General features: G+C 73.5%; 28 protein-coding genes and 3 tRNA genes. 16 read left to right on the forward strand and 15 right to left on the reverse strand.

Features of this window, described 5'->3' with window-relative positions; all coding sequences use genetic code 11:
* Positions 1-197: 197 nt before the first annotated feature.
* Positions 198-1,352, forward strand: a complete 1,155-nt coding sequence (locus NOCJ54_RS0120550) for a hypothetical protein (RefSeq protein WP_028656977.1) — start codon at positions 198-200, stop codon at positions 1,350-1,352.
* A 24-nt stretch (positions 1,353-1,376) separates the two neighbouring features.
* Here the strand turns inward: NOCJ54_RS0120550 and NOCJ54_RS29605 are convergent, their stop codons facing one another.
* Complete coding sequence (locus NOCJ54_RS29605) at positions 1,377-1,940, reverse strand: RNA polymerase sigma factor (RefSeq protein WP_028656978.1); 564 nt, start codon at positions 1,938-1,940, stop codon at positions 1,377-1,379.
* A 75-nt stretch (positions 1,941-2,015) separates the two neighbouring features.
* Between NOCJ54_RS29605 and NOCJ54_RS28670 the strand changes: the two genes are divergently transcribed.
* Entirely contained in the window at positions 2,016-3,710 is a 1,695-nt protein-coding gene (locus NOCJ54_RS28670) for a serine/threonine-protein kinase (RefSeq protein WP_051486218.1), read from the forward strand.
* Here NOCJ54_RS28670 and NOCJ54_RS0120565 read toward each other — a convergent pair.
* Positions 3,707-4,486, reverse strand: a complete 780-nt coding sequence (locus tag NOCJ54_RS0120565; protein WP_028656979.1) for a putative protein N(5)-glutamine methyltransferase — start codon at positions 4,484-4,486, stop codon at positions 3,707-3,709. The two genes, NOCJ54_RS28670 and NOCJ54_RS0120565, sit on opposite strands and share 4 nt — an antisense overlap.
* A 25-nt stretch (positions 4,487-4,511) precedes the next feature.
* On the reverse strand, positions 4,512-4,727 hold the full coding sequence (locus tag NOCJ54_RS0120570) for a PspC domain-containing protein (RefSeq protein ID WP_028656980.1): 216 nt from the start codon (positions 4,725-4,727) through the stop codon (positions 4,512-4,514).
* A 140-nt stretch (positions 4,728-4,867) separates the two neighbouring features.
* Between NOCJ54_RS0120570 and NOCJ54_RS0120575 the strand changes: the two genes are divergently transcribed.
* Together NOCJ54_RS0120575 and NOCJ54_RS0120580 are read left to right on the forward strand one after the other, a co-directional pair.
* Entirely contained in the window at positions 4,868-5,659 is a 792-nt protein-coding gene (locus NOCJ54_RS0120575) for a glycerophosphodiester phosphodiesterase (protein WP_028656981.1), read from the forward strand.
* A gap of 9 nt (positions 5,660-5,668) precedes the next feature.
* Positions 5,669-6,607, forward strand: a complete 939-nt coding sequence (locus tag NOCJ54_RS0120580; RefSeq protein WP_028656982.1) for a DUF5926 family protein — start codon at positions 5,669-5,671, stop codon at positions 6,605-6,607.
* A 69-nt stretch (positions 6,608-6,676) separates the two neighbouring features.
* Here NOCJ54_RS0120580 and NOCJ54_RS0120585 read toward each other — a convergent pair whose 3' ends face one another.
* The 4 genes from NOCJ54_RS0120585 to NOCJ54_RS0120600 all read right to left on the reverse strand — a co-directional run bounded on the left by NOCJ54_RS0120585 (position 6,677) and on the right by NOCJ54_RS0120600 (position 10,377).
* Complete coding sequence (locus tag NOCJ54_RS0120585) at positions 6,677-7,732, reverse strand: adenylate/guanylate cyclase domain-containing protein (RefSeq protein ID WP_028656983.1); 1,056 nt, start codon at positions 7,730-7,732, stop codon at positions 6,677-6,679.
* 16 nt (positions 7,733-7,748) lie between these two features.
* Positions 7,749-8,120 (reverse strand): Crp/Fnr family transcriptional regulator, encoded by a 372-nt coding sequence (locus tag NOCJ54_RS0120590; RefSeq protein ID WP_028656984.1) that lies wholly within the window; start codon positions 8,118-8,120, stop codon positions 7,749-7,751.
* A gap of 131 nt (positions 8,121-8,251) precedes the next feature.
* Positions 8,252-9,499, reverse strand: coding sequence for an arginine deiminase (locus tag NOCJ54_RS0120595; protein ID WP_036519073.1), 1,248 nt, complete (start codon positions 9,497-9,499; stop codon positions 8,252-8,254).
* A gap of 35 nt (positions 9,500-9,534) precedes the next feature.
* Positions 9,535-10,377 (reverse strand): prephenate dehydratase, encoded by an 843-nt coding sequence (locus NOCJ54_RS0120600; RefSeq protein ID WP_028656986.1) that lies wholly within the window; start codon positions 10,375-10,377, stop codon positions 9,535-9,537.
* An 87-nt stretch (positions 10,378-10,464) separates the two neighbouring features.
* On the opposite strand from NOCJ54_RS0120600, the gene NOCJ54_RS0120605 reads away from it, so the two are divergent.
* Positions 10,465-10,863: a DUF4446 family protein gene (locus NOCJ54_RS0120605; protein ID WP_028656987.1), complete on the forward strand. Its 399-nt coding sequence runs from the start codon at positions 10,465-10,467 to the stop codon at positions 10,861-10,863.
* Between the two features lie 310 nt (positions 10,864-11,173).
* Here the strand turns inward: NOCJ54_RS0120605 and NOCJ54_RS0120610 are convergent, their stop codons facing one another.
* Positions 11,174-12,757, reverse strand: a complete 1,584-nt coding sequence (locus NOCJ54_RS0120610) for a YegS/Rv2252/BmrU family lipid kinase (RefSeq protein ID WP_028656988.1) — start codon at positions 12,755-12,757, stop codon at positions 11,174-11,176.
* Positions 12,758-12,872: 115 nt separating this feature from the next.
* Here NOCJ54_RS0120610 and NOCJ54_RS0120615 point away from each other — a divergent pair, with 115 nt between their 5' ends.
* The 4 genes from NOCJ54_RS0120615 to NOCJ54_RS0120630 are packed head-to-tail and all read left to right on the forward strand — an operon-like array spanning position 12,873 to position 16,740.
* Positions 12,873-13,868, forward strand: a complete 996-nt coding sequence (locus NOCJ54_RS0120615; RefSeq protein ID WP_028656989.1) for an aldo/keto reductase — start codon at positions 12,873-12,875, stop codon at positions 13,866-13,868.
* A 60-nt stretch (positions 13,869-13,928) separates the two neighbouring features.
* Positions 13,929-15,209: a serine--tRNA ligase gene (gene serS / locus NOCJ54_RS0120620; protein WP_028656990.1), complete on the forward strand. Its 1,281-nt coding sequence runs from the start codon at positions 13,929-13,931 to the stop codon at positions 15,207-15,209.
* Positions 15,206-16,075 carry an HAD-IIB family hydrolase gene (locus NOCJ54_RS0120625; RefSeq protein ID WP_028656991.1) on the forward strand — a complete coding sequence of 290 codons (870 nt, stop codon included), beginning with the start codon at positions 15,206-15,208 and terminating at the stop codon, positions 16,073-16,075. The genes serS and NOCJ54_RS0120625 overlap by 4 nt, the downstream gene beginning before the upstream one ends.
* A complete protein-coding gene (locus NOCJ54_RS0120630; RefSeq protein WP_028656992.1) occupies positions 16,072-16,740 on the forward strand; it encodes a hypothetical protein in 669 nt (222 codons plus the stop codon). The genes NOCJ54_RS0120625 and NOCJ54_RS0120630 overlap by 4 nt, the downstream gene beginning before the upstream one ends.
* Before the next feature lie 15 nt (positions 16,741-16,755).
* Here the strand turns inward: NOCJ54_RS0120630 and NOCJ54_RS0120635 are convergent, their stop codons facing one another.
* The 4 genes from NOCJ54_RS0120635 to mobA all read right to left on the reverse strand — a co-directional run bounded on the left by NOCJ54_RS0120635 (position 16,756) and on the right by mobA (position 19,534).
* Positions 16,756-17,358 (reverse strand): bacterial proteasome activator family protein, encoded by a 603-nt coding sequence (locus NOCJ54_RS0120635; RefSeq protein ID WP_028656993.1) that lies wholly within the window; start codon positions 17,356-17,358, stop codon positions 16,756-16,758.
* 185 nt (positions 17,359-17,543) lie between these two features.
* A complete protein-coding gene (locus NOCJ54_RS0120640; protein ID WP_028656994.1) occupies positions 17,544-18,521 on the reverse strand; it encodes an NAD(P)H-quinone oxidoreductase in 978 nt (325 codons plus the stop codon).
* Positions 18,522-18,580: 59 nt separating this feature from the next.
* Complete coding sequence (locus tag NOCJ54_RS0120645; RefSeq protein ID WP_028656995.1) at positions 18,581-18,904, reverse strand: DUF6457 domain-containing protein; 324 nt, start codon at positions 18,902-18,904, stop codon at positions 18,581-18,583.
* A 45-nt stretch (positions 18,905-18,949) separates the two neighbouring features.
* A complete protein-coding gene (mobA, locus tag NOCJ54_RS0120650; protein WP_232221851.1) occupies positions 18,950-19,534 on the reverse strand; it encodes a molybdenum cofactor guanylyltransferase in 585 nt (194 codons plus the stop codon).
* A gap of 37 nt (positions 19,535-19,571) precedes the next feature.
* On the opposite strand from mobA, the gene NOCJ54_RS0120655 reads away from it, so the two are divergent.
* Positions 19,572-20,360, forward strand: a complete 789-nt coding sequence (locus NOCJ54_RS0120655; protein ID WP_084255545.1) for a carbon-nitrogen hydrolase family protein — start codon at positions 19,572-19,574, stop codon at positions 20,358-20,360.
* Positions 20,361-20,384: 24 nt separating this feature from the next.
* Positions 20,385-21,416 carry a hypothetical protein gene (locus tag NOCJ54_RS27385; protein ID WP_157514985.1) on the forward strand — a complete coding sequence of 344 codons (1,032 nt, stop codon included), beginning with the start codon at positions 20,385-20,387 and terminating at the stop codon, positions 21,414-21,416.
* Positions 21,417-21,603: 187 nt separating this feature from the next.
* On the opposite strand, the gene NOCJ54_RS0120665 is transcribed toward NOCJ54_RS27385, so the two are convergent.
* A tRNA-Ser gene (locus NOCJ54_RS0120665) sits at positions 21,604-21,691 on the reverse strand.
* A 101-nt stretch (positions 21,692-21,792) separates the two neighbouring features.
* On the opposite strand from NOCJ54_RS0120665, the gene NOCJ54_RS0120670 reads away from it, so the two are divergent.
* From NOCJ54_RS0120670 to NOCJ54_RS29610, 3 genes are all read left to right on the forward strand, one after another.
* Positions 21,793-22,254, forward strand: a complete 462-nt coding sequence (locus NOCJ54_RS0120670) for a hypothetical protein (protein WP_145724070.1) — start codon at positions 21,793-21,795, stop codon at positions 22,252-22,254.
* An 89-nt stretch (positions 22,255-22,343) separates the two neighbouring features.
* Positions 22,344-22,434, forward strand: a tRNA-Ser gene (locus NOCJ54_RS0120675).
* Positions 22,435-22,617: 183 nt separating this feature from the next.
* On the forward strand, positions 22,618-22,755 hold the full coding sequence (locus NOCJ54_RS29610; RefSeq protein ID WP_157514986.1) for a hypothetical protein: 138 nt from the start codon (positions 22,618-22,620) through the stop codon (positions 22,753-22,755).
* A 55-nt stretch (positions 22,756-22,810) separates the two neighbouring features.
* Here the strand turns inward: NOCJ54_RS29610 and NOCJ54_RS0120685 are convergent, their stop codons facing one another.
* Positions 22,811-23,812, reverse strand: coding sequence for a LuxR family transcriptional regulator (locus NOCJ54_RS0120685; RefSeq protein ID WP_028656999.1), 1,002 nt, complete (start codon positions 23,810-23,812; stop codon positions 22,811-22,813).
* Positions 23,813-23,898: 86 nt separating this feature from the next.
* Between NOCJ54_RS0120685 and NOCJ54_RS0120690 the strand changes: the two genes are divergently transcribed.
* Both NOCJ54_RS0120690 and NOCJ54_RS0120700 read left to right on the forward strand, forming a co-directional pair.
* Positions 23,899-23,971 (forward strand) — tRNA-Arg (locus NOCJ54_RS0120690).
* Between the two features lie 508 nt (positions 23,972-24,479).
* The gene (locus NOCJ54_RS0120700) at positions 24,480-25,658 is read left to right on the forward strand and encodes a thiolase family protein (RefSeq protein WP_198020290.1); all 1,179 of its coding nucleotides are present in this window, start codon (positions 24,480-24,482) and stop codon (positions 25,656-25,658) included.
* Between the two features lie 89 nt (positions 25,659-25,747).
* On the opposite strand, the gene NOCJ54_RS27390 is transcribed toward NOCJ54_RS0120700, so the two are convergent.
* Positions 25,748-26,051: WXG100 family type VII secretion target (locus NOCJ54_RS27390; protein ID WP_232221852.1), on the reverse strand; the 304-nt coding region annotated here is incomplete at its 5' end.

The raw sequence follows: 26,051 nt of genomic DNA on the forward strand, positions 1-26,051 counted from the left end.
GCTCTTCCCGCCCGTCGGCCGCGGCTGAGGGGCGCTGGGTGGGGCTGGAACAGTCGTGAGGGGGCTGGCAGGTCGGCGGACCACGTGTTGCAGCGAGGCCGGCCGACCGCCGTACGAGCGACCCGCAGGCCGCGTCCACAACCAAACAGGTTCCGCCGGCGTCACACGGGGCAGGAAGGCCTCGGAAGGGGACCTGCATGAACCGCACCACCGTCGTCGCGATCGCCGCCGCTGCCGTCATCGGTACCACCGGCGGGGTCACGCTCGCCGTCGCGGGCGTCGGTTCCGGCGACCGCGACCCGGGTGCCTCGGACCGCACCACGCCGGGCGGGAGCAGCACCGACACCACCGCCACGGACACCACCGCCACCGATCCCGCCACCGACGCGAGCAGCAGCAGCGACGGTGGCGCGCCGCAGCCGCTCTACTACGCCGACGGCGCGATCCACGACGGCGGGACCAGTGTCGCGGTGCCGACCGAGGTGGCGGCCAACGACGTCTACGAGCTCTACGCCGTCAGCGGCGGCTGGCTGGTGGTGAACGGCGAGGACGACTCCAGCAGCGACATCGTCTACACGGGCACCTACGTCCAGCAGGACGGGGCTGCCTGGCGGATCGGGGAGTGGCGCGGAGCCGCCGACATCACCGCCGACCGGCGACGGGTCGTCTACTCGGACCGGTTCAAGTGGCACGTCGCGACCTTCGCCGACCGGACGACGGAGGCGCTCGACGTCCTGGACGGCGTCGGCAAGGAGCTGCCGTTCATGGAGGTCGACACGCTGCGCGAGGGCGTCGCGATCGGGCCGGAGGGGATCATCAGCGCCTACGACGCCGGCGGCACCTCGCGGCTGGCCCAGACCGAGAAGGACCACTGGACCCACGAGGAGTGGGGACCACGGGGCGTCGACGTGCCGCTCACCTCGCCGGACGCGACCCGGGCCGTCGCGTCGTACCCGCACCCCGACCTGGCGCCCGACAGCCCGTTCGGGTCGTGCCTCACCGGCGGCGCGACCGACGACACCGGCTCGTGGTGGGAGGAGTGCGAGGTGGGCCCGGCGTCGCCGGAGCCGTGGTCGCCGTCGGGTGCGGGCCTGCTGGCCATGGGCACGGCGAGCGACGGCTGGGGCCCGTCCTGGCTGCGCGTCGTTGACCCGCTGACCGGCGAGGAGCTGAGCGAGGTCGACCCCGGCAACCTGCTCGTCCGCGGGCAGTGGGGCGACGAGACCACGGTCTTCGCGCTCGTCCTCGACGACCGCGACTTCAGCGGGCGGATCAAGGCCTGCGACACCGGGACCGGGAAGTGCACCGAGGTCAAGCGGGTGTCGGACTCGGCCGTCCTCGGGTCGCGCTGAGTGCGCGCGGACCTCGCGGCCGCCTCACCCCTCGACCCGCAGCAGCGGCCGGACCGCCTTGCGGGCGTGGTGGATGCGCGCCTTGACCGTCCCGAGTGGGGTGTCCAGCAGCCGCGCGATCTCGTTGTAGTCGAGCTCCTGGACGTCGCGCAGCACCAGCGGCTCGACGAGGTCGGGGTGGCTCTCGGCCAGCACCTCGAGCGCGTCCAGCAGGTCGAGCCGGCTGCCGGCGATGACGCTGGTGGTGCGCGGGTCGGCGTGGACCGGCAGCTCGTCGACGGCGTGCTCGGCCGCCCGCCGCTTGAGGGAGCGGTACGTCGACCGGGCGCTGTTGGAGGCGACCGCGTGCAGCCACGTGGTGAACCGGCTGCGGCCGGCGAAGGAGCCGATCTTCGTGGCGACCAGGAGCAGGGCGTCCTGGGTGGCCTCCTCGACGTCCTGCGCGTGGAGCAGCATCCGCCCGCAGATGCGGCGGACCCGCGGCTGGACCGCGGCGAGCAGGTCCTCGAGGGCGTCCCGGTCACCGCCGGCAGCGCGGAGCGCGAGGGCGTCGAGCTCGTCCGGACCGAGCTGCTCGAGGTGCTCCATGGACCGATCTCCCGGGGTGCTGGTGCTGGTACGCCGTCGACGTCTGCATTCCCCCGGTCGGGCAGACTACGCACCGTGTCCCTGCCGGAGCGACTCGGGAGGCTCCGACGTGTCGACCGGATCGGAGCCGGTGGTTTCGCGACCGTCTGGCTCTACCACGACGACGAGCTGGACTCGCCCGTCGCGGTCAAGGCGCTCGCCGACAACTGGGCGCAGCGCCAGGACGTGTGCGACCGCTTCCTCGAGGAGGCGCGCATCCTGCGCCGCGCGGACTCCGACCACGTTGTGCGTGTCTACGACATCGGCGAGGTCGACGGGACGCCCTACTTCGTCATGTCGTACGCCGACCGCGGCACCGTCGCCGACCTCGTCGACCCCGGTGCGCCGCTGCCGGTCGGCCGGGTCGTCGACCTGCTCGCCCAGGCGGGTGACGGCGTCGGCGTGCTGCACCGCCACGGCGTGATCCACCGTGACATCAAGCCGCAGAACCTGCTGCTGCGGTCCACGCCCGACGGCGGCGAGCGGGTGCTGGTGGCCGACCTCGGCGTGGCCAAGGCGATGCTGCACGCGAGCGGGCTGACCCAGGTGGTCGGGACGCCGTCGTACATGGCGCCCGAGCAGGCCACCGGGATCGGCCTCGACCTGCGCGCCGACGTGCACGCGCTCGGCGCGGTCGCCTACCAGCTGCTGACCGGCCGGCTCGTCCGCGACGGCGGGCTCGGCGCGCTCGTGCAGCCGGCGCCGCCGCCGGCCCCCTCGAGCGTCGCCGAGGTGCCGGCCGCCTTCGACTCCGTGCTGCTCCGCGCGCTCGCCGTGGACCCCGACGACCGGTGGCCGGACGTGCCGTCGTTCGTCAGTGCGCTGCGCTGGTCCGAGCGCACGTCGGTGCAGGAGGAGGCGCGGACCGGCACCGCCGAGCGCCCGCCGCTGCCGCAGGACGTCGCGACCGTGCTCTCCGCGTCCGCCTCGCCCGCCCCGGCCGCACCCGCCCCGGGCCGCGCGACGGTCCACGCCGGGGGCGCGGGAGGTGCGGACGGCGAGCCGGACCCTGCCGCCCCGGAAGCCGGGGGCGACCCCCGCCGGCGGGTGCTGCCGCTGGTGCTGGCGTCCGTGCTGGTCCTGGCGGTGACCTTCGGCGTGGCCTTCACGGTGACGCGGCTGGTCGGGGGTGACGACCCCGGCCCCGGGTCGGGCCGGTCCGCGGACCCCACGCTGGCCGAGGACCCCTCCCTCGGGCCGCCGGACGGCGACATCGACTTCCCGAGGCTCCAGGTGCCCAACGGCCAGGCGTACGACACCCGCGTGGTGCGCGCCGACGGCCAGGCCTGGCGCTACCCGGTGCCGGTCGGCTGGGTGGCCTACCGCGTGGCCGGTGACGGCGGCGACGCGGGCGCACTCCCCGAGGCCGAGGTCGACGGTGCAGCCGAGGTGCGCTGGCGCCCGGTCGGCGAGCCGCTCGTCGGCGGCTACAGCCTGCGGGTCGAGGTCGTCGAGCCGACGAGCACCGTCCCTGCCCGCGTCGCCTCGAAGACCGAGGAGCTCGAGGGGTCGCCGGACCTGCGCGGGGTCGACGTCTACGAGACGACCGACGACACCGTCTACTTCACCTACCGCGACGGCAACAACCGCCAGCGGTGGAACTTCTTCCGGTGGCTGCCGGACGACGACGGGCGGACCTCGCTGGAGATCTCGGTCGCGGGCCGACGGGCCGACCGGGAGGGACTGACGGCGTTGCTGGATGCCGTGTCGGAGGGCGCGGTCGCGCGCTAGCTCCCGCGGGTCCCGGTGACCACGGTCGCGTCGCGGTCCTCGTCCCGGTCGACGCGGGCGTGCAGGCCCTGCCCGGCCAGGACCTCGAGCGCTGCGTCGACCTGGGTCGCGGCGACCTCGGAGTGCACGCTGCCGCCGGGGCGCAGCCACTCGGGGGCGAGGGCGGCGACGCGGCGCAGCACGTCGAGGCCGTCGGGTCCACCGTCGACGGTGCCGCGCGGCTCGTGGTCGCGCGACTCCGGGGGCATCGCGGCGACGGCGCCGGTCGGCACGTAGGGGACGTTGGCCAGCAGCGCGTCGACCTGGCCGCGCAGGTCCATCGGCAGCGGCGTGGCCAGGTCGCCGAGGTGGACGGTCCCCCCGACGGCAGCGAGGTTGCGGGCCGCACAGGCCACCGCCGCCGGGTCGACGTCGGTCGCGTGCAGGGTGGTCCCGGGACGCCGGTGCGCGAGGGCCAGGCCGAGCGCCCCGCTGCCGCAGCACAGGTCGACCACCGTGGCCGGTCGGTCGGGGCCCAGGGCGTCGAGGGACCGCTGCGCCACGTCGACCAGGAACGCGGTGCGCTGGCGGGGCACGAAGACGCCGGGGTCGACCGCGACCCGCAGGCCGGCGAACGCGACCCACCCGAGCACCAGCTCGAGCGGCTCGCCACCGACGCGTCGTCGTACCAGCTGCTCGAGGGCGCCGGGGTCGGGCGCCGCCTCCGTCAGCAGGCGCGCCTCCTCCTCGGCGAAGACGCAGCCGGCGGCGCGCAGGCGGGTGACGAGGTCGGACATCCCGGCCAGCGTAGGTGGACCGGGGTCAGGCCTCCGGCATCAGGATCCAGCCGGCGACGTAGAGCACGATGCCGGTGCCGAAGCCGAAGACGACCGCGGCCACCAGGAGCAGGCGCACGACGGTGGCGTCGATGCCGAAGTGGTCGGCGATGCCGCCGCACACGCCGGCGACCATCCGGTCGTGGCGTCGACGGGTCAGGCGGCGGCCGCGGGTGGAGGAGTAGTTCTCGTAGTTGCTCATGCCTCAACGGTGCCCGCTGCGCGGCGGCCACACATCGGGGAACGACCCCGGTCCGACCCCGATCCCGACCCTGAGCCGGTCCCTGACCAGCGGCCGGGTGTTGCCGTCGCAGGGGTGCGCGTGCCTGCGATGATGCTGGCATGCGACCCCAGGTCGTCGCCCACCGCGGCGCCAGTCACGACATCGCCGAGCACACGCTCACCGCGTACCTCGAGGCGATCGGCACCGGCGCCGGCGGGCTGGAGTGCGACGTCCGGCTCACCGCCGACGGGCACCTGGTCTGCGTGCACGACCGCGACCTGCGTCGTACCGCCGCGACGAAGGGGATCGTCTCCACGATGGACCTCGCCGAGCTCAACGAGCTCGACTTCGCGTCGTGGAAGAACCCCTGGTCGGACCTCGACGACGAGGCGCCGGAGGTCGACGAGCGCGGCGTGCTCACCCTGCGCAAGCTGCTGGAGACCGTCGCCGACCACGACCGGCGCATCGAGCTGGCGATCGAGACCAAGCACCCGACGCGGTACGGCGGGCTGGTCGAGAAGCGGCTCGTCGAGATGCTGCGCGACTTCGGGTGGGACCGCGCCGGGGCGCCGGTGCGGATCATGAGCTTCTCGTTCACCGCGCTCCAGCGGGTGGAGCGACTGGCGCCGGAGGTCCAGCTGGTGCAGCTCTTCGACAAGCCCAACACCTGGCCGATGCTGCGCCGGGTCATCGGCGACGACTGGGTGCTCGGCCCCGGCATCGCCATGCTGCGCGACCACCCGCGGCTGCGGGCCAGCCTGCTGCGCAGCGGACGCGACATCCACGTGTGGACGGTGAACACCGAGGCCGACCTCCAGCTGTGCCTCGACCTCGGCGTGAAGGCCGTCATCAGCGACCGTCCGCGCTACGTCCTCGACCTGCTCGACTCCCGCTTCGGGGTCGCCGAATAGTCTTCGCGCATGGCGAAGAAGAACCGCTCGAAGACGTCGGCGACCACGACCCCCGGCGAGGTCGGCCCGCGCCAGCCCTGCCCCTGCGGCTCCGGCAAGCGGTACAAGGCCTGCCACGGCGCGCCTGGCGGCGGTGACGTCTTCGTCAAGCGCCCCTTCGAGGGCCTGGCCTCCGAGTGCGACATCGTCGCCATGCGCGAGCTCGTGCCGGCCGCGACCGCCACCCTGCCGCTGGCCGGGGAGCACGCCGACCGGACCGTCAAGCTCTGCACCCTGCTGCCGATGGCTGCGCCCGCCCTGGTCCGCGACAGCGGCGAGGTGTGGCTCGGCCTGCAGGTCCAGCACGCCTTCGGTGACCCGTCGCGCGACCTCGGCGCCGTGCTGCGCGACGCGCTCGCCGCCGAGCCCGGCGCCGGCATGGTCGGCCTCACCTCCGCCCCGCCGGCCGACGCACCGCGCCTGCAGGACCTCGTCGCCGACGGCCCGCTGACCGTCGAGGTGCACGAGGGCTTCGACTTCTGGGTCGCCGACATGGACGCCAGCTCCGAGCTCGCCCAGGCGCTCGAGCAGGCCGAGGGCGCCGCCGCCCCGACCGCCCGGCTGACCGAGGTCACCGCGGCCTACTGGACCCGGATGGGCGCCAAGGAGCACCTGCGCTGGGTGATGCCCGAGCCCGAGGACGTCCTCCTCGACGCCCTCGCCCGGCTCCACGTCTCCGGCGACGACGTGATCGTCCCCGACGCCCGCTTCGTCGGCATGTTCCGCGCCCACGGCCTGCTCGCCCCCGTCTGGGACCTCCCCGTCGGCACCGGCCCCGAGCCGCTGGAGGAGGCCGCCTCCTCGTTCAAGGCGAAGCTCGACGAGGCCCTCGCCGCCACCTCGGACCTGACCACCGAGGAGCGCTCGGCCCGCAACGGGCTGGCCAACCGGCAGGTCACGATCCGCTGAGGCGGGTGGGGAATCACCTCTTCAGCGGCGTTTCCCTCACTTCCTGACCGTTGCAACGGTCAGGAAGTGTCAGTTTCGCCGCTGGAGCGGTGATTCCTGCAGCGACCACACCTTGAGCCGCGAGTACCCCTTCACCGACACCCGCCGCAGCCGCTTGAAGCGGTACGACGACCCGCCGTCCGCAGCCCCGGCAGCTCCGGTGGGGTGGTCGTCGTCGGCCAGGCCCGAGCGGCCGGAGAGCACCTCGTAGGCGCCCAGGTCGACCAGCACCGAGCTCGGCCGGGCCACCGAGGTGAGCCGGGCGGCGATGTTGACCACCGGCCCGAACACGTCGCCCAGACGGGTCACCACCTCGCCGTACGCGACGCCGGCGCGGACCGCGGGGAAGGGGTCGTCGGGGTCGGCCCCACGGGCGGTGAGCTCGAGGGCGATGTCGGCCATCACGTGCGGTGAGTCGGCGACGAGGAGGAGCTCGTCGCCGATGTTCTTGATGATCCGCCCGCCGCGGTCGACGGCGATCTCCAGCACGGCCGTCTCGAACGCCTCGAGCCAGGCGACCAGCTCGCGGTCGGAGAGGGTGCGGGAGCGGGAGGTGTAGCCGACGATGTCGACGAAGCAGACCGCGAGCGGGGCGGCCGAGCCGGACGACGCCTCGGCGAGCAGCCGGCCGCCGGCGCTGAGCAGGTGGCGGCGCCACGCGTAGGACTGCAGCTGCTCGACCAGCGGCAGCACCTCGTCGGAGATCGCGAGCAGGCCCTCGGTCGGGTCGGCGCCCTGCTCGCGGGCCACGTCGGCGAGAAGCGCCACCTGCCAGTCCGCGAGCCGGGCGAAGCTGCGGCCCCACGTGCGGACCAGGCCCTCCTGCCGCTCCTCGCTGAGCACGCCGAGGCGCACCAGCGCGCTGGCGAGCTCGAGGGCGCGGACGTCTGCGTCGGTGAAGGCGACGGTGTCGTCGGGCACGTGGGCGAAGCCGAGCAGGTGCCACAGCGCGTTCGCCGTCTCCAGCGGCACGCCGGCGCGGGCGGCGACCTGCACCTGCGTCAGGTGCGGCGCCTCGCCGAGCAGGTGCTCCTCGAGCGCGCCGACGACCCCGCCGTCAGCGGCGGGGTCGTCGGTCGGGGTCACCGGCGCGGGTCGCGGGTCAGGCGCCGGAGACGCGCGACTGGGCGACGTCGACGAGGGCCTGGTGGAAGGCCGGCCACTCGGCGTCGAGCTCGCGCAGCGTCTCGTCGGTCAGGTGGATGGTGTCGAGCGGGGTCAGCGCGACGATGGTCGCGTTGCGCAGCTTCTGGCCGACGATCGCCGCCTCGCCGACGATGTCACCGGCGCCGAGTTGGGCGATCTCGACGCCGTCACGGCGGACCGAGACGGTGCCGGAGAGCAGGATGTACGCCTTGTCGGCGGGGGTGTCCTCCCAGATCGGCGACCAGCCCTCGGGGAGCTTCACCCGCCGTCCGGTCGCGCTGATCCGCGCGATCTCCTCGGGAGTGAAGTGCTCGAAGAACGTTGCCATGCTGACCCTTTCGCTGTGCCCGGCGACGTGCCGCCGCCCGGGCTCCCCATGTCCAGCCGACCTTAGCTGCCTGCGCACACCACGAGGAGTGGCGTCCCGACACCTGTGACAACGCGTCCGGGACGGTCGCGTTACCCCACCGGCAGCGGGTCGCGCGACACCGGGCAGCTCATGCACCGCGGGCCACCGCGGCCCGAGCCCAGCTCGGAGCCCGCGATCCGGATCACCTCGATGCCCTCCTCCTCGAGCCGGGCGTTGGTGCCCTCGTTGCGCTCGTAGGCGACGGCCAGGCGCGGCGCGAGCGCCAGGGTGTTGTTGCCGTCGTCCCACTGCTCGCGCTCCGCGGTCACCGGGTCGAGGCCGGTGTCGATGCGGTGCAGGGTGTCGATCTGCATCGCCTTCGCGGCCGCGACCAGGAAGGGCTCCGGCGCGGCGACCTCCAGCTCGGGGGAGCCGGGCTCGCGCGGCGTGACGGCGTACGCCGTCAGCGTGTCCGCGATGTTCGGGTACATCACGACCTTGTCGACGTCGACCATCGTGCACACGGTGTCGAGGTGCATGGTCGCGCGCTCCTGGGCGATGGGGACGGCCAGGACGGTGCTCGCGAGGCCGCCCGCGAACACCTGTCGGGCGAGCCGCTCGGCGCCGGCCGGCGTCGTGCGCTCCCCGACGCCGACCGCGATCACGCCCGGCGCGAGCAGGAGCACGTCGCCGCCCTCGACGTGCTCGAGGTGGTGGCCGTGGATCCTGCCGGTGCGCGCGAAGCGCGGGTGGAAGTGGTAGATCAGCTCGGTCAGCTGGGTCTCGCGGCGGCGCGCCGGCATCGCCAGCGACGTGATCGCCACCTTGTCGCGCAGCCACACCGAGGAGTCGCGGGTGAACAGCAGGTTGGGCAGCGGTGCGACGAGGAAGGTCTCGTCGGGCAGCAGCGACGTGACCAGGGTGCCGGTCGCCAGGCCCGAGCGGACCTCGTCGTTGCGCACCCCTGCCGTGAGCAGGTAGGTCAGCTCCTCCGGCGAGGCGTCGGCGAACATCGCGCGCAGGTAGGCCCGCACCGGGTCGCCCAGGTCGCGCCCGCTCATCCCGGTCAGCGTGGTGTCCGTGACCGCCGCGCGGGCCGCGGGCTGCTGCAGCGTCTCGGTCAGCAGGTCGGTCAGGTTGAGCACCTCGACGTCGCGGCCGCGCAGGGCCTCCGCGAAAGCATCGTGCTCCTCCTGCGCGCGGGCCACCCACGGGATGCCGTCGAACAGGAGCCGGTCGTTGTTGCGGGGGGTCAGGCGCTGCAGCTCGGGACCGGGACGGTGCAGGATCACTGACCGGAGCCGGCCGACCTCGCTGTCGGCGCCGATGGGCGGGTTCGCCTGGGTCTGGGCCACCATGACGACACCTTAGGCGTCGTGGCCCGACCGCCCGGTCAGCCCTCGCTGGCGCCGCGGAACGGGTCGGCGGGGTAGACGCCGAGCACCTTCACGTCGGTGGTGAAGAACTCCAGCTCCTCCAGCGCCCGCTTCAGGCCCGGGTCGTCGGGGTGGCCGTCGACCTCGGCGAGGAACTGGGTGGCGGTGAACTCGCCGTTGACCATGTAGCTCTCGAGCTTGGTCATGTTGATGCCGTTGGTCGCGAACCCGCCGAGGGCCTTGTAGAGCGCGGCTGGCAGGTTGCGCACGTTGAACACGAAGCTGGTGACCACCGGGCCGTTGCCGGCCGGTGCCGCCACGAAGTCGGGGGAGAGCAGCACGAAGCGGGTCGTGTTGTGGTCCTCGTCCTCGACGTCCTCGCGCAGGATGGTCAGCCCGTAGATCTCCGCGGCCAGCGGCGGCGCGATCGCGGCCTGGGAGAGGTCGCCGGCCTCGGCCACCTCGCGGGCGGCGCCGGCCGTGTCGCCGGAGATGAGCGGGGTCAGCCCGAGCTCGCGGATCACCTTGCGGCACTGGCCGAGCGCGTGCACGTGGCTGTGCACCGTGCGGATGGTGTCGACCGTGGCACCGGGGTTCGCCATCAGGTGGAACTGGATGCGCAGGAAGTGCTCGGCGACGATGTGCAGCCCGGACTGGGGCAGGAAGTGGTGGATGTCGGCCACGCGGCCCGCGATCGAGTTGTCGATCGGGATCAGCGCGAGGTCGCAGTCACCGCTCGCCACGGCGGCGAAGACGTCCTCGAAGGAGGCGCAGGCGACCGCCTCGGCGTCCGGGTAGTGCTGCTTGCACACGATGTGCGAGTTGGCGCCGGGTTCCCCCTGGTACGCGATGCGGGCCATGGCGTCAAGGGTAAGTCCTGCGGCTGCGCGTCCCGACGGCGGCGCGTACGGCGGGATGGCGGGCCCGCGCCGACTACGGTCGGGCCCATGGCCGTCGTCCTCTCCGCGCTCGCCCTCGTCGTCGCCGTGGCCGCCCTCGTCGTGGCCCTCCGCAACGGTCGAGCCGCCCGCACCCGCACCGCCGACGACCTGCCCGCCGACGCTGCCGGCCTGCGCCGCGAGGTCGCCGCCCTCCGGGCCGAGGCCGCCGGCGCCCTGCGCCACCTCGCCGTCGTCCGCTACGACGCCTTCGAGGAGATGGGCGGCCGGCTGTCGTGGTCCCTCGCCCTGCTCGACGACGCCGGCGACGGCGTCGTGCTCACCTCGATCCGCGGCCGCAACGAGGCCCGCACCTACGCCAAGTCCGTCGCCGCCTGGAGCAGCGACCAGGAGCTCTCGCCCGAGGAGAACGAGGCCGTCGCCCACGCCCGCATGGCCCGGAGCTAGCTGGACGCCACGCCGGCCTCCCAGTGGTCGAGGTGCGACGAGCGCCAGCGAGGAGCCTCTGAACCAGCGGGCCTGCAGGGCGGGCTGTGGTGGGCACAGCTCGGTGCACCATGGCCGGTGGTTTCGAGGCTCGGCGCCGGGGCGCCTCGCACCTCAACCACCGGCGGCTGGCGAGGGCGCCCGCGGCCGACCTGAGCCCGGTGATGGAGGTGCGAGGCTGCCCGCGGCCGGACCTGAGCCCGGTGGTTGAGGTGCGACGAGCGCCAGCGAGGAGCCTCGAAACCTCCGGGCCTCCCCTGTCCCCGGTGGGTCAGAGGGTGCGGGGGACGCGGACGAGGACGCGGCCGTGGATGCACTCCATCCGCAGCTCGGTGCCGACGCCGATGGTGTCGCCGTCGAGCTGGCGGGGGACGTCGCCCGAGGCGCGGACCACGACCTTGCGGCCGGTCATCCGGGCGACGGACTCGCCGGCGTTGCGCTCGCGACGGGTCAGCACCCGCAGCACCAGCGGGATCCAGCTCAGGAACCGGCGGGGGTAGAGGAGCACGACGTCGAGCTGGCCGTCGTCGATGGCGGCGTCGGGCAGCAGCATCATCCCGCCCTGCAGGCTGCCGACGTTGCCGATCACGCAGGTGCGGGCGCGGTGCTTCGTGAACGGCATGTCGTCGATGGAGATCTCGAGCTTCATCGCCGGGAACATCAGCGCCTTCAGCGCCGACAGCACGTAGGCCAGCCAGCCGACCTTCTTCTTGATGTCCTCGTTGACGCCCTCCATGATCGCGGCGTCGAAGCCCATCCCGGCCATCACCATGAAGTGGCTCGGCTCGAGGCCGTCCCCCTCGACGGCGACCATGTCGATCGCCCGGTCCTGGCCGGTGAGCGCGACGTCGACGGCGGCCCGGATGAACAGCGGGATCTCGAGGTTGCGGGCGAGCAGGTTGCCGGTCCCGGCGGGTACGACGCCCACCGCGATCCCGGTGCCGGCGAGCTCGGCGCACACCTCGCGCACCGTCCCGTCGCCGCCGCAGACGATGACCAGGTCGGCGCCGTCGACGGCGGCCTGCTCGGCCTGCCCGGTGCCGGAGTCCTCGACGGTGGTGAGGTACCACCGCGGCTCGTTCCAGCCGGCCTCGCTCGCCATCTGCGCCACCATCGCCTGGAACTGCTCGACCGACTCGACCTTGATCGGGTTCAGCACGACGGCGAGGTTGCGCCGCGACGGGAAGGGGTCCGGCAGCGGCTCGGCCTTGGCGGCGTGGCTGCGCGGCAGCGGGTTGTAGAGCGCGACCCCGAGCACCACGAGCGCGACGCCGAGCAGGGTGCCGCCCAGCACGTCGCTGGGGAAGTGCCGCCCGAGCAGGATCCGGTCGGCGGCGACGAGCACGAACGTCAGCACCGCGACCGTGCACACGAGCCGGCGGATGGCCGCGCGCCGCACGAGCATGAGCGCGAGCAGGATGACCAGGCCGCAGAAGGCGGCCGTCGACGTCGTGTGTCCCGACGGGAACGCGTTGGAGTGCAGGAAGTACTCCGGGTCCTGCCACTGCGGGCGGCCCCGGCCGACGAGCACCTTGACGCCGTAGGTCGCGAGCGCGGAGGCCGCCATCACGATCGCGACGAGCACGCCGGCGCGGCGGTGGCCCTTGACGAACATGGCGACCGCGAGCACCGTGCTCGCCACGGTCATCCACAGCGTGCCGAAGGCGACCTCGATCCAGCGCAGCGGGTCGGCGAGCCACGACCGGTCGCCGGCCCACTCCTTCGCGTCGGCGCCGGGGGCGTCCAGGTCGGCCACCACGGACCATTCCGCAGCGACGGCTGCGGCGACCCCGGCGAAGAGCACGAGGAGGATCAGCGAGGCCAGGAGCGGAGTCTTCCGGGGACGGTCGAGCACCCACGGAGGATAGGCCACCGCGCCCCCCGGACCGCAGGTCGCGGCGACGTGGTGTTGCTGACGTGGCGGTGGCTGCCGGCCGGCCGGGCCTCGGGCCGCTGGCTACCGTGGGGGCGTGACCGACTCGTCGTACACGCCCACGCACCGCCACCTCGGCCGCTCCGGCCTCGTCGTCTCCGCCGTCGGCCTCGGCTGCAACAACCTCGGCCGCGCCGGTGCGGCCACGGAGTCGCAGGAGGGCTCGGACCGTGTCGTCCACGCCGCCCTCGACGCCGGCATCACCTTCTTCGACGTCGCCGACACCTACGGCGCCACCCCCGGCCTCGCCGAGGAACGGCTCGGCAAGGCCCTGGGGGCCCGGCGGTCCGAGGTCGTCGTCGCCACCAAGTTCGGCATGGACATGCAGGGCGTCAACGGCCCCGACTTCGGCGCCCGCGGTTCGCGCCGCTACGTCCGCACCGCCGTCGAGGCGTCGCTGCGCCGGCTCGGCACGGACTGGATCGACCTCTACCAGTTCCACACCCCGGACCCGGCCACCCCGATCGACGAGACCCTCTCCGCCCTCGACGACCTGGTCCGCGAGGGCAAGGTCCGCTACCTCGGCCACTCCAACCTGTCCGGCTGGCAGGTCGCGCAGGCCGAGTACGTCGCGCGCGAGCTCGGCGTCGAGCGCTTCGTCTCCGCGCAGAACCACTACAACCTCGTCGACCGCCGCGCCGAGCTCGAGGTGCTGCCGGCTGCCCGTGCGTTCGGCCTCGGGGTGCTGCCGTACTTCCCGCTCGCCAACGGCCTGCTCACCGGCAAGTACGCCTCCGGCCAGGCGCCGGAGGGCTCCCGGCTCTCCCGCACCCGCCAGCACCTGCTCGAGACCGCCACCTCCCCGGAGCTCAAGGCCTACTCCGAGTTCGCCCGCGAGCGCGGCGTCTCCGAGGTCACCGTCGCCATCGGCTGGCTGCTCGCCCAGGAGCCGGTCACGTCCGTGATCGCCGGCGCCACCGCCGTCGAGCAGGTCGCCGCCAACGCGCAGGCCGACCGCTGGGTGCCGACCCCCGAGGACCTGGCCGCCCTCGACGACCTCTTCCCCGCCCCGGAGCGCATCGCCTTGTTCTAGCTTGTCGGCGTCGGGAAACCGATGCGCGGGGCTGCCCGCGCGGCGGATAGCCTGAGCGGCATGATCGACCCGCGCATCCTCCGTGACGAGCCCGACCGCGTCCGTGCCTCCCAGGCCAAGCGCGGTGCGTCTGCCGACGTGGTCGACCGGGCCCTCGAGGCGGACGCGGCGCGGCGGGCCGCGATCTCGACCTTCGAGGAGAAGCGGGCCGAGCAGAAGGCGTTCGGCAAGAAGGTCGCCCAGGCCAGCGGCGAGGAGAAGCAGGCGCTGCTCGAGCAGGTCAAGCAGCTCTCCGCCGAGGTCAAGGAGCTCGAGGCCGCGCAGGCGACCGCCGAGGAGGCGTGGACCAGCGCGCTCAAGGCGATCCCCAACGTCGTCGCCGACGAGGCGCCGAGCGGTGGGGAGGACGACTTCGTGGTCCTCGAGGAGGTCGGCACGCCCCGCGACTTCGCTGCGGAGGGCTTCGAGCCGCGCGACCACGTCGAGCTCGGCCGGATGCTCGGTGCGATCGACCTCGAGCGCGGCGCCAAGGTCAGCGGCAGCCGCTTCTACTTCCTCACCGGCGTCGGCGCCCAGCTCGAGCTGGCGCTGGTCAACCTCGCCATGGAGCAGGCGCGCAACGCCGGCTTCACCCAGGTCATCGCACCGTCGCTGGTGCGCGGCGAGGCGATGGCCGGCACCGGCTACCTCGACCAGGGCGGCGGCGAGGACGTCTACCGGATCGAGGGCGAGGACATGTACCTCGTCGGCACCTCCGAGGTGCCGATGGCGGCGTACCACTCGAAGGAGATCCTCGACGGCGCCAGCCTGCCGCGGCGCTACGCGTCGTTCAGCCCCTGCTTCCGCAAGGAGGCCGGCTCGCACGGCAAGGACACCAAGGGCATCATCCGCGTCCACTGGTTCGACAAGGTCGAGATGTTCATCTACTCCTCGCTCGAGGACGCACCCGCCGAGCACCAGCGGCTGCTGGCGTGGGAGAAGGAGTTCCTCGACAAGCTCGAGCTCGCCTACCGCGTCGTCGACATCGCCGCCGGCGACCTCGGCGCCAGCGCCATCCGCAAGTTCGACTGCGAGGCGTGGATCCCCACCCAGGGCAAGTACCGCGAGCTCACCTCGACCTCGAACTGCACCGACTTCCAGACCCGCCGCCTGGAGACCCGCGGCCGGTTCGGCGACCGTACGGCGCCGATCGCGACCCTCAACGGCACGCTGACCGCCATCACCCGCGCGATCGTCGCGATCCTCGAGACGCACCAGCAGGCCGACGGCTCGGTGCGGGTCCCGGCGGCGCTGCAGCCGTTCATGGGCGGCCTCGAGGTCCTCGAGCCGGTGCGGTCGTGACCCGGCCCGCGCCGGGCGAGCCGGGTTGGCGCCCACGGCTCGTCGCCCTCGACATCGACGGCACCCTGCTGCGCTGGGTGGCCGGGCTCGGGATGAGCCACGAGGAGGTCACCCCGGCGGTGCACGACGCCGTGCAGCGGGTCCTCGACGCCGGCGCGCACGTGGTGCTGTCCTCGGGCCGGGCGCCGCACAACATGACGGTCGTGGCCGACATGCTCGACCTGCACGGGCACGGTGAGAAGCTCTGGATCGTCGCCGCCAACGGAGCCGTCGTGCTGCGCTACCCGCCGGCCGAGGTGGTCCACGAGGTCACCTTCGACGCCCGCCCGGCGGTCGCCGCCGTCCTCCGCGAGCACCCCGAGGCGCTGGTCGCGGTCGAGGAGCGGGGCGTCGGCTACCGCGTCTCCGCCCCCTTCCCGGACGGCGAGCTCGGCGGCGAGACCATCGTCGCCGCCGTCGAGGAGATGGTCGCCGAGCCGGTCAGCCGCGTGATCATCCGTGACCCGGAGGCCACCGCCGAGGACTTCGTGAAGCTCGCGGAGCGGCTCGGCCTCCAGGGCACCGACTACGTCGTCGGCTGGACCGCGTGGCTCGACCTGGCCCCGGTGGGGGTGTCCAAGGCCTCCGGCCTGGAGTACGTCGCCCAGCAGCTCGGCATCGACCGCGACGAGGTGCTCTCCATCGGCGACGGCCGCAACGACATCGAGATGCTCGAGTGGTCCGGGCGCGGCGTGGCCATGGGCCAGGCGGTCGACGAGGTGAAGGAGGTCGCCGACGACGTGACCGCCAGCGTCGACGACGACGGCGCCGCGCTCGAGATCGGCCGCTGGTTCCCCGCCCCCGGATCTGGTGGGATGGACGCGTGAGCTCCCCCGCCCGACGGCTGCTCCCTGCCGTCCTGACCGCCGTGCTGACCGGTGCGCTTGCCGGTGGGCTGGCTGCCGCGCCGCTGCTGCCCGCGGGCCCGGCGTCCGCCGCGCCGTCGGCGATCCCTGCCGACTGCGGCGCGCTCGACGTCACCGACACCGACGCGGTGGTCGCCGCCGCCGAGGGCACCGACGACGTCTTCCTCGGCCGGGTGGTCCGTGCCGTCACCCGTGGAGCCGGGACCGGCTCGACCGCGGGTGGCCCGCGCAACCTGCGCTACGAGGTGGTGGTCGACCAGCCCGTCGTCGGCGACCTGGCCGCCGACCAGCGCCGCGAGCTGGTGCTCGTCGGCGTCGAGGGCCGCCAGGACCCGCTGCGCCGCTCGCGGCGCTACCTGTTCTTCACCACCGGCGAGAACTCCGCGCTGCGCGCCGACGGCTGCGAGGGGTGGGCCTCCGGGTCGATGGTCGACGCGGCCACGCTCGGCGAGATCCGCGCCGCGCTCACCGCGCCGCCCGAGCCGCCGGAGGTCGCGCTGTCGCGGCCCGACGGCGCGGGCGACCCGCCCGACCTCGGCCGGGTGGTCGCACCGGGTGCGGCGATCAGCCTGGTCGGGATCCTCGGGCTGGTGCTGCTGTCGCGGGTCGGCCGGCGCCGGTCCTGAGCCTCCGGGGACTGCTCAGAGGTACATGCCGCCGGAGCGCGGCTCGTCCTTCTGCTCCTCCTGCGGGGCACCGCCCTGCTGCGGGTGCTGCTCGCCGCCCTGGCCGCCGAGGGTGAGGCCCGGCGGGAGCGCGCGGCGGATCTGCTCGAACTGTGCCCGCGCCGCCATCTGCTGGGCGTAGATCGCGGTCTGGATGCCGTGGAAGAGGCCCTCGAGCCAGCCGACCAGCTGGGCCTGCGCGATGCGCAGCTCGGCCTCGGACGGCGTCGCCTCCTCCGAGAACGGCAGCGACAGCCGCTCCAGCTCCTCGACCAGCTCCGGCGCGAGACCCTGCTCGAGCTCGGCGATCGAGGAGCGGTGGATCGCGGCGAGGCGGTTGCGGCTCGCCTCGTCCAGCGGCGCCGCCTTCACCTCCTCGAGGAGCTGGCGGATCATGCTGCCGATGCGCATGACCTTGGCCGGCTGCTCCACCAGGTCGGTCAGCGCGCGCTCGTCGCCGTCCTCCTCGTGGTCCTCCTTGCCGCCCTCGGACTGCTCGACGGCTGACGCAGGCACCATCCCGATCGGCTGCCCGTCCGGTCCCACCACCACGATCTGCTCGTCACCGCTCTCGGTCATGCCTCCCAACCTAGCCCGACTCCCGCAACCACCGAGGTGTGAGGTTCTGCACCGCGAGGTGTGAGGCTCTGCGCCGCGAGGTGTGCGGGTTTGCGCCGCGAGGTGCGCCTCATGGTGGCGCGAGGTGCGGGTTGTGGTGGTGCGAGGTGCGGGTCGTGGCTGCCCGAGGTGCGTCGTACGGCGGCTCAGGGGGTGAGCAGCACCTTGCCGATGTTGTCGCCGCCCTCGATCCGCCGGTGCGCCTCGGCGACCTCGTCGAGGGGGAGCACCGCGGACACGACCGGCCGGACCGACCCGTCGGCCACCAGCGGCCACACGTGCTCGACCACCGACGCGCAGATCCGGGCCTTGCCCTCGACCGGGCGGGCGCGCAGCGCGGTCGCGATCACGGCGCCCCGCTTCGAGAGCAGCTTGCCGATGTTCAGCTCCGCCCTGGTCCCGCCCTGCATGCCGATGATGACGAGCCGGCCCTCGCTGGCGAGCACGTCGACGTTGCGCTCGAGGTACTTCGCGCCCATGTTGTCGAGGACCACGTCGGCGCCGTGCCCGTCGGTCGCCTCGCGCACGACCTCCACGAAGTCCTGCTCGCGGTAGCTGATCGCCACCTCGGCGCCGAGCTCGCGACAGCGGGCGAGCTTGTCCTCGCTGCCGGCGGTGGTGAACACCCGCGCGCCGAACCGGGAGGCGAGCTGGATGGCGAAGGTGCCGATGCCGCCGGCGCCGCCGTGGACGAGGAAGACCTCGTCGGGGCGCAGGCCGGCGACCATGAAGACGTTGGACCACACCGTGCACGCCACCTCGGGCAGCGCGGCCGCAGTCACCAGGTCGATGCCGTCGGGGACCGGCATCACCTGCCCCTCGGGTACGACGACGAGGCTGGCGTAGCCGCCGCCGGCGAGCAGTGCGCAGACCTGGTCCCCGACCGCCCAGCGGGTGACGCCCTCACCCACGGCGGCGACGGTGCCGCTGCACTCGAGGCCGATCACCTCCGACGCGCCGGGCGGGGGCGGGTAGTGGCCCTGGCGCTGCAGCAGGTCCGCGCGGTTGACCGCTGTCGCGGCGACCTCGACGAGCACCTCGCCCGGCCCGGGCGTGGGGTCGGGCAGCTCGGTGACGACGAGGGTCTCGGGACCTCCGGGCTCGGACTGGGTGACGGCGCGCATGGCGCCAGTCTGGCAGGACGCTGATCGCCGGCGGCGGGTCGCCGGGCCGGGCAGCAGGGCTAGACGAGGGAGTCGGAGTCCTCGTAGTCGGCGTCGGCCAGCTCCTCGAACTCGACGTCCTCGTCGACCTCGTCCTTCGCGCCGGCCGGGCGGTCCCACGACTCGGCGAGGCCCTGCGCGCGGGCAGCCAGCTGCTCCACCTCCTCGGGGTTCGCGCCCTGCTCGGCGGCGGCGAAACCGAGCAGGAAGGCGGTCACCACCCCGGCGGCCGGGTGGACGTTGTCACGGGTGATCCCGGAGAGGTCGACGAGCAGGCCCTCGTCGGCCTCGGCCTCGATGTCGAGGACGTCGCACAACTCATCGATCCAGTCGTGGAGGTTCACCGTTCCAGAGTGAGCCCTCAGCCCCGGCCTGACAAGGGTCGGGCGTCAGCGGCCCTCGGCCTCCGCGGCGAGGTCGCGCAGGTCGGTCCAGGTGTCGACGTCGCGTGCCTCCGAGCCGATCGCCGGGACGTCGACGAGGTCCAGCGGCTCGAGCAGGGCGCGGATGGAGAGGCCGTGCTGCTCCTCCCGGCCGGGCCGTACGGCGTCCAGCCGGTCGGTCTCGACGACGAACGCCAGCTGGCGCCGCCCGTCCTGCGTGAGCACCGCGCCCTCGTGCCCGACCGCGGCCTCGTGCAACCGCCGGAAGGTCGAGGACGTCAGCTTCGGCATGTCGACGGCGAGGACCGCGATCGTCGGGAACCGCCGCAGCAGCGAGTCCCGGCCGGTCAGCAGCCCCGCGGCCGGTCCGCCGTGGCGCGGGTCCTCCAGCACGAAGGTCGCCGGTCGCTCGGTCGGCACCTGGTGCCCGACGACGACCACCTCGCCCGCGTCGACCACCGCGTCCAGCGCCCGGTCGAGCAGCGACCGACCGCCGAGCTCGATGCCGGCCTTGTCGGCGCCTCCCAGACGGGCGGCCTGCCCGCCGGCGAGGATGACGGCGGCGAATCCGGACAGTCCCAGCTCGATCACCGCACCAGTCTCCCAAGCGCCTGCCTAGGCTTGCACCGTGACCGCCCCCACGTTGCGCATCGCACTGGTCCAGGCCGCCTCCGCGCTCGAGCCGGAGGCCAACCGCGCCACGCTCGCCGAGCTCGCGGGCCGCACGGCCGACACCGACCTGATGGTCTTCCCCGAGGCGTTCGCCCGCGACTTCGGCGAGGCGGGCTCGGACGTCAGCGCGTTCGCGGAGCCCCTGGACGGGCCGTTCGCCTCCACCGTGTCCGCGGCGGCGACCGACGCGGGCACGACCGTGGTGGCCGGCATGTTCGAGCAGGGCCCCGACCCCGAGCGGCCGTGGAACACCCTCGTCGTGCGTGGCGGTGCCGAGGCGTCGTACCGCAAGGTGCACCTCTACGACTCTTTCGGCTACCGGGAGTCCGACCGGCTCACGGCCGGGGAGGTCGAGCCGGTGGTGGTCGAGGTCGCGGGCTGGCAGGTCGGCCTGATGACCTGCTACGACCTGCGCTTCCCCGAGCTCGCCCGCGCGCTCGTCGACCGCGGCGCGGAGGTGATCGCCGTCCCCGCCGCCTGGGTCGCCGGGCCGCGCAAGGTCCACCACTGGCGCACCTTGCTGACGGCGCGGGCCATCGAGAACACCGTGTACGTCGCCGCGGTCGGCCAGCCGGCGCCGCGCTACTGCGGCCACTCGATGGTCGTCGACCCGTTCGGCGAGGTCGTCGCGGAGGGCGGGCCGGGCTCGCCGGACGAGCCCGAGGTCGTGCGCGCGACCGCCGACCGCGCCGTGCTGGAGGAGGCCCGCAAGGTCAACCCCTCCCTGCGGAACCGGCGCATGTGAGGCCATGCCCTAATCTGGCTTCCCGTGTCCCGCGCCGCCTCCCGCACCTCCTCCCGGGTGCCCCTCGAGCAGCGGATCGGTGACTTCGGCGCCTCCCGGGCGCCCCTCGTCGCGTGGTGGGTCGCCGCGGTCCTCGGCACCGCCGCCCTCGTCGCCGCGACCGTCCCGGTGGGTCCCGACTGGCTCGGCTCGATCGGCTCGCTCGTCGTCGCGACGACCTTCTCCGCCGCCCTCGCCGCGCGCACCGGTGGACGCCCGTTCGTCTTCGGTGCGCTGGCGCTCGTCATCGGGGTGCTGGCCGTCACCAGCGACCAGGACGTCCTGCTGACCGGCGCCGCCGTGTGCACCTCTGCGGTCACCGCGGTGCTCGCCGTGATGTTCACGGTCCCGGCCACCGGCTTCCTCGCCGCCGCCCGCGAGTGCCTGATCGCGCTCGTCGTCGCCGGGGTGGGGGCGATGGCGACGGTCGGCTTCGAGCCGGCGATCCAGAAGGAACGCTTCGAGTACGTCGGCCTCGGCTTCGCGCTCCTCGGCGCGCTCGTCCTGGTCCACCGCCTCGGCGCCGGCTTCCACGGCCTGGGCCGCCGCGGGCTGGTCGTGGTCGCGATCGGCGGGGTGATCCTCGCCGCGACGCTGCTCTACGCCGAGCTGCTGCGCCGTTACGGCTCCTCCGGCCTCGTCGACGAGCTGCTGTCGTGGGTGACCTGGAGCCGGGAGAACCTCGGCGCCTTCCCGCGCCCGATCGAGACCGTGCTCGGCGTCCCTGCGCTCGCCTACGGCGTGCACATGCGTGCCCGCCGCCGCCAGGGCTGGTGGGTCTGCGCCTTCGGCGTGGCCGCCACCTCCCCGACCACGACCGCGCTGGCCAACCCGGCCGTCTCGGTCACCGAGGCCACCCTGTCGGTCGTCTACGGCCTGGTCATCGGCCTGCTGCTCGGCTGGCTGCTGATCCGCCTCGACCTCGCGCTGACCGGCAACGGTGGCCGACGCAGCCGCGGCGCCGAGCGCGCCGCCGCCGTACGCCCCGAGCCGAGCCGCTTCGCCCCGCTCCTCTGACCCCCGCCGCCTCCCGGAGCCTGCGGGCGGGGGCGTGACCGCGCCGTCCACCGGGCCGTCAACCGGGGTAGTCCCGGGTCAAAAGCACCGCGACACGCCGTCGGAAGGTGCTTTTGACCCGGGACTACCGCCCAGGCCTTGCCAGGACCGGGTGCGGTGTGCTGGGTCGCTGGGGCGGCGGCGGGTGTGGCAGAGGGGGCGGGATTCGAACCCGCGGTAGGTCTCCCTACGACCGCTTTCAAGGCGGTTCCGATCGGCCACTCCGGCACCCCTCCATGCCCGGGCGACGCGCAGGGCGCCGCGGTGGGCAGGTGCACGAGTCTAGGAGACCCCCGCGGTTTCGCCGTGCGCGCCCGCGTCTTGTTCAATTCGGCCCATGAGCAATCCCATGGCCCCGTCGGTCTCCGACTACCGCCTCGCGCCGCCGGTCATGGCGCGCTTCGTCGGGGCCTACCTCGTGCTGCTCGCCGTGGTCCTGCTGGGTACGACGGCGCTCGCCGCCGCGCTCGACTGGTCCGCCGACGTGCTCGTCGTGGTGCTCGCCGTCGGGCTGCTCGGCCTGATCGCGCTGGCGTGGTGGCTGCGTGCCGGCCTCGTCCTCGTCCGGCTGACCGACGCCGGCTACCAGGTCCGCCTGATCCGCTCCGCCGGCGTGACGGAGGCCCGCTGGAGCGAGGTCGAGGACGCCGTCGCGGCTGCCCCCAGCGACGTCGACTGCCTCGTGCTGCGCCTGCGCGACGGCCGGTCCACCACGATCCCGGTGGAGCTCGTCGCCGGCGACAAGGACGACTTCGCCCGCGACGTCCGCGAGCACCTCAAGCGCGCCGCCGCCCGCTGACCGGCGGGTCGGGCAGGCCGGATTGGGCGCCGTACGCCGCTGCTTGTAACCTTGCTCCGCTGGCTGGTCCCTGTGGCCGGTCGAGCGGAGGAGGCGTCGCCTAGTCTGGTCTATGGCGCCCGCCTGCTAAGCGGGTTTGGGGCTACAACCCCATCGAGGGTTCAAATCCCTCCGCCTCCGCAGCGGTGAGAGATCCGCCCGGGACACCGGGCGGATCTTTTCTCGCTGCCGGGTCACCTCGAGGACGACGATCGCGACTTCGCGGCCGGATGGGTTGCCACGGCGGCCCGGATGTACCACGCTGGATGCTCCGGAGCGTGTTCTGGGGCGATCCGCTCGCCTCTTTCGACAGGAGACCAGGCAATGAAGAAGGCTGCACGTAGGTTCGCGCTCGCGACGGTTGCGTTGATCGCGTCCGTGGGCGTCGTCTCGCTGCCGAGCGCAGCGGACGCCGACACCGGCTGGCCGTCGCGCGTCGTGGTCAAGCACATCACCCGCTGACCCTGACCACCGCTGACGCCGGGCCTGGGACCACCTCCCGGGCCCGGCATCCGCGCTACGACGCGTCGGACTCCTGCCCGGCCACGCCCAGCTGCCCCATCGTGTAGCCGAGCTGGAAGCGCGTCTCCGCGTCGTACTCCTCCTTGAGCTCGGCGACGTAGCCGGCGTACGTGCGCGGGCTGACGCCCAACCGCTTGGCGCTCACCGCGTCGGCGTGGCCCTCGATCAGCATGCGGATCGTCATCGCGCGCTGCTCGGAGGCGATCTCCTTCTGCACGCTCTGGCCTGCGCTCGAGAACGGCCGGCCGCGGGCGAACGCCCGCTCGAAGACGTCGACCAGGTAGGCCACGATCGCCGGCTCGCGTACGACGACCGCCGTGGTCGGGCTGTCCGGGGCCGGGATCAGCGCCACCCGCCGGTCGACCACGATCATCCGGTCGAAGAACTCGTCGAGCGTGCGCACCTCGGCGCCGTGCTCGGTCACCTGCGCGACGTACTTGTGCGTCGCCGGGTGCCGCCGCGCGCTGTGCTGGTAGAGCGTGCGCATCACCAGTCCGCGCTGCAGGGCGGCGATGTCGCGGGCCGCCGCCTGCTGGACCGTGCGGGTGCTGCGGTTGGCCTGCGGCTGCGCCGTCAGCAGCTCCTCCTGCGCCTCGCTGACCAGCGTGGTCAGGTAGGGCTGCACCGCGTCGCCGTGCAGGTAGAGGAACGGCCCCGACTCGTTGGCCGCCGGGGAGCGGCGCCAGCTCTGGCTCAGCGCCGCGAACGCACTCGCCCACCGCGCCGACTCCTCGATCATCCGCGCGCCCTGGGTCCCCAGCGGCGTCACGACCCGCGACTGCGCCGTGCTCGGCTCCATCGGCCGCCACGTCGTCCGCGCACTGTCGAGCTGCACCAGGCCGAGCTGGACGAGCAGGTCGAAGGCGGCCCGCGACGGGGCGTCGTCGGCGACCCTCGGGTCGTCTGCCGGGATCCCGCCCTCGGCGAGGACCTGCTCGTAGAGGCCGGCTCCCTCACGCTCGAAGAGCTCGCGGTCCTCCGGCCTGATCCCCACCATGTGACCATGCTTCCACAACCGGATGCGCCGCTGATTCGGCATCGGGGCACTGCCTCGGCTATTCTCTAGCGGTCGCTCAGCGACGGGCGCCTGTAGCTCAACGGATAGAGCATCTGACTACGGATCAGAAGGTTTGGGGTTCGAATCCCTACAGGCGCGCAGGGCACGAAGGGCCGCCTCCCGACCGGGAGGCGGCCCTTCGTCGTTGCCGGGCGCCGCACCGACCGCTGTCCCCGCCCGGCAGATCGACTGCCTTCCCTGCGGCCAGACCACCCCCCACGTCCGCGGTCGCACCACCGTCCTCGCCGACGGCACCGTCGCCGTCCAGTGGTGGTCCTGCACCGCCTGCGACGAGGGCGAGGCCCTCTAGACCGGGGACGACCCGTCCAGCCCACCGACGGGTCGTCCCCCACCTCTGTATCGACCAGCCACGCCGCGGGTATGGGACCTGCAGTCGTGCTCGCCACGGCAAGGCCTCGGCGGAACGGGTGGGCCCCTGGTTTCGCCGGGGTCGCACCACGCCCGCACCACGCCCGCACCGCGCCCCGCACGCTCCACCTCCTCGTGCACACCGGCGGTCTCGCGCGCGCAGGCACTGTCCAGTCAGGTGTCCGGCAGCAGGCATACTGCCTCGCGGCTGATGCTCGACCCCTGATCGGAGACTGTGATGACTGACGACAAGATCGTGCTCGTGGACGGCGCCCGGACGCCGGTCGGCAGCTTCGGCGGGGTGTTCAAGGACGTCCCCGGCTTCGAGCTGGGCGCGACCGCATCGAAGGCCGCGCTCGAGCGCGCCGGCGTGGAGGGCTCCGACATCCAGGAGGTCGTGATGGGCTGCATCGGCCAGGTCGGGCCGGACGCCTACAACGCCCGCCGCGTCGCGATCGCCGCCGGCCTGCCGACCAACGTGCCGGCGTACACCGTGAACCGGCTGTGCGGCTCGGGCCTGCAGGCGATCTGGTCCGCGGCGATGGAGATGCGCTGGAACGGCCTGGACTTCACCCTCGCCGGCGGCGACGAGTCGATGACCCGGATGCCGTTCTACGACTTCGGCGCCCGCAACGGCTACAAGCTGGGCAACCGGTCGCTGGTCGACGGCACCGTGATGATGCTGACCGACCCGTTCCACGACATCCACATGGGAGTCACCGCGGAGAAGGTGGCCGAGAAGTACGGCGTCTCCCGCACCGAGCAGGACGAGTTCGCCGTGGAGTCGCAGCGCCGCGCCGCCACGGCGGAGGCGAAGGCGGCGTTCGCCGAGGAGATCGTCCCGGTCGAGGTCGGCGGCCGCAAGCCGTTCACCGTCACCGAGGACGAGCACCCGAAGCCGGGCACCACGATGGAGACCCTGGCCAAGCTGCGCCCGGCGTTCCAGAAGGACGGCTCGGTGACCGCGGGCAACGCCTCGGGCATCAACGACGGCGCCGGCGCCGTCGTGCTGGCGCGCGAGTCTGCCGCAGCCGAGCGCGGCCTCAAGCCGCTCGTGGCGCTCGAGGCGGTCGCCACCGCGGCCATGGAGCCCGAGCTGATGGGCTACGCGCCCGTGCTGGCGCTGAAGTCGCTGTTCGAGCGGACCGGCACCACGCCGTCCGACATCGGCACCTTCGAGCTGAACGAGGCCTTCGCCTCGCAGGCCGTCGCCGTCATCCGCGACGCCGGGCTGGACCCGGAGCGGGTGAACCCGTACGGCGGTGCGATCGCGCTGGGCCACCCCGTCGGCGCGACCGGAGCGATCCTGTCCGTGCGCGTGGCCAAGGACCTCGTGCGCCGCGACCTCGAGCTCGGTGTGGTCACCATGTGCATCGGCGGCGGCCAGGCCCTCGCCGCCCTCTTCCGCCGCATCTGACGCCGGCGCCGAGCCCCGCAGACGCAGGAGGCCGGCGGTCCCCCACGGGGCCGCCGGCCTCTGCTGCTCGCGGGCTGTGCGCGGTGTCGTCAGGACGACGCGAGGCTGCTGTCGAGGTCCTCGAACGCGGTCTTCATCTGGCGCAGCGAGGTCGCCATCGCCGGGATCGCCTCGAGGGCGGACTCCAGGCCGTCGCTGACCTCCTCGTAGGAGTCGAGGAACGAGACGGAGGCGGCGTTGGTGCTGAAGCTGCTCTCGGTCAGCTCCTGGACGAGGCTGCGCAGCTCGGACAGGAGGCTGTTGATGTCCTCCTTGCCGGTGTCCAGCTTGTCGGCGGCGGCGTCGATGTCGTCGTAAGTGAGTTCCTGGTCGGCCATGACGTGCTCCTTCGTG

It is taken from the genome of Nocardioides sp. J54, from assembly GCF_000519005.1.
Classification (GTDB): domain Bacteria; phylum Actinomycetota; class Actinomycetes; order Propionibacteriales; family Nocardioidaceae; genus Nocardioides.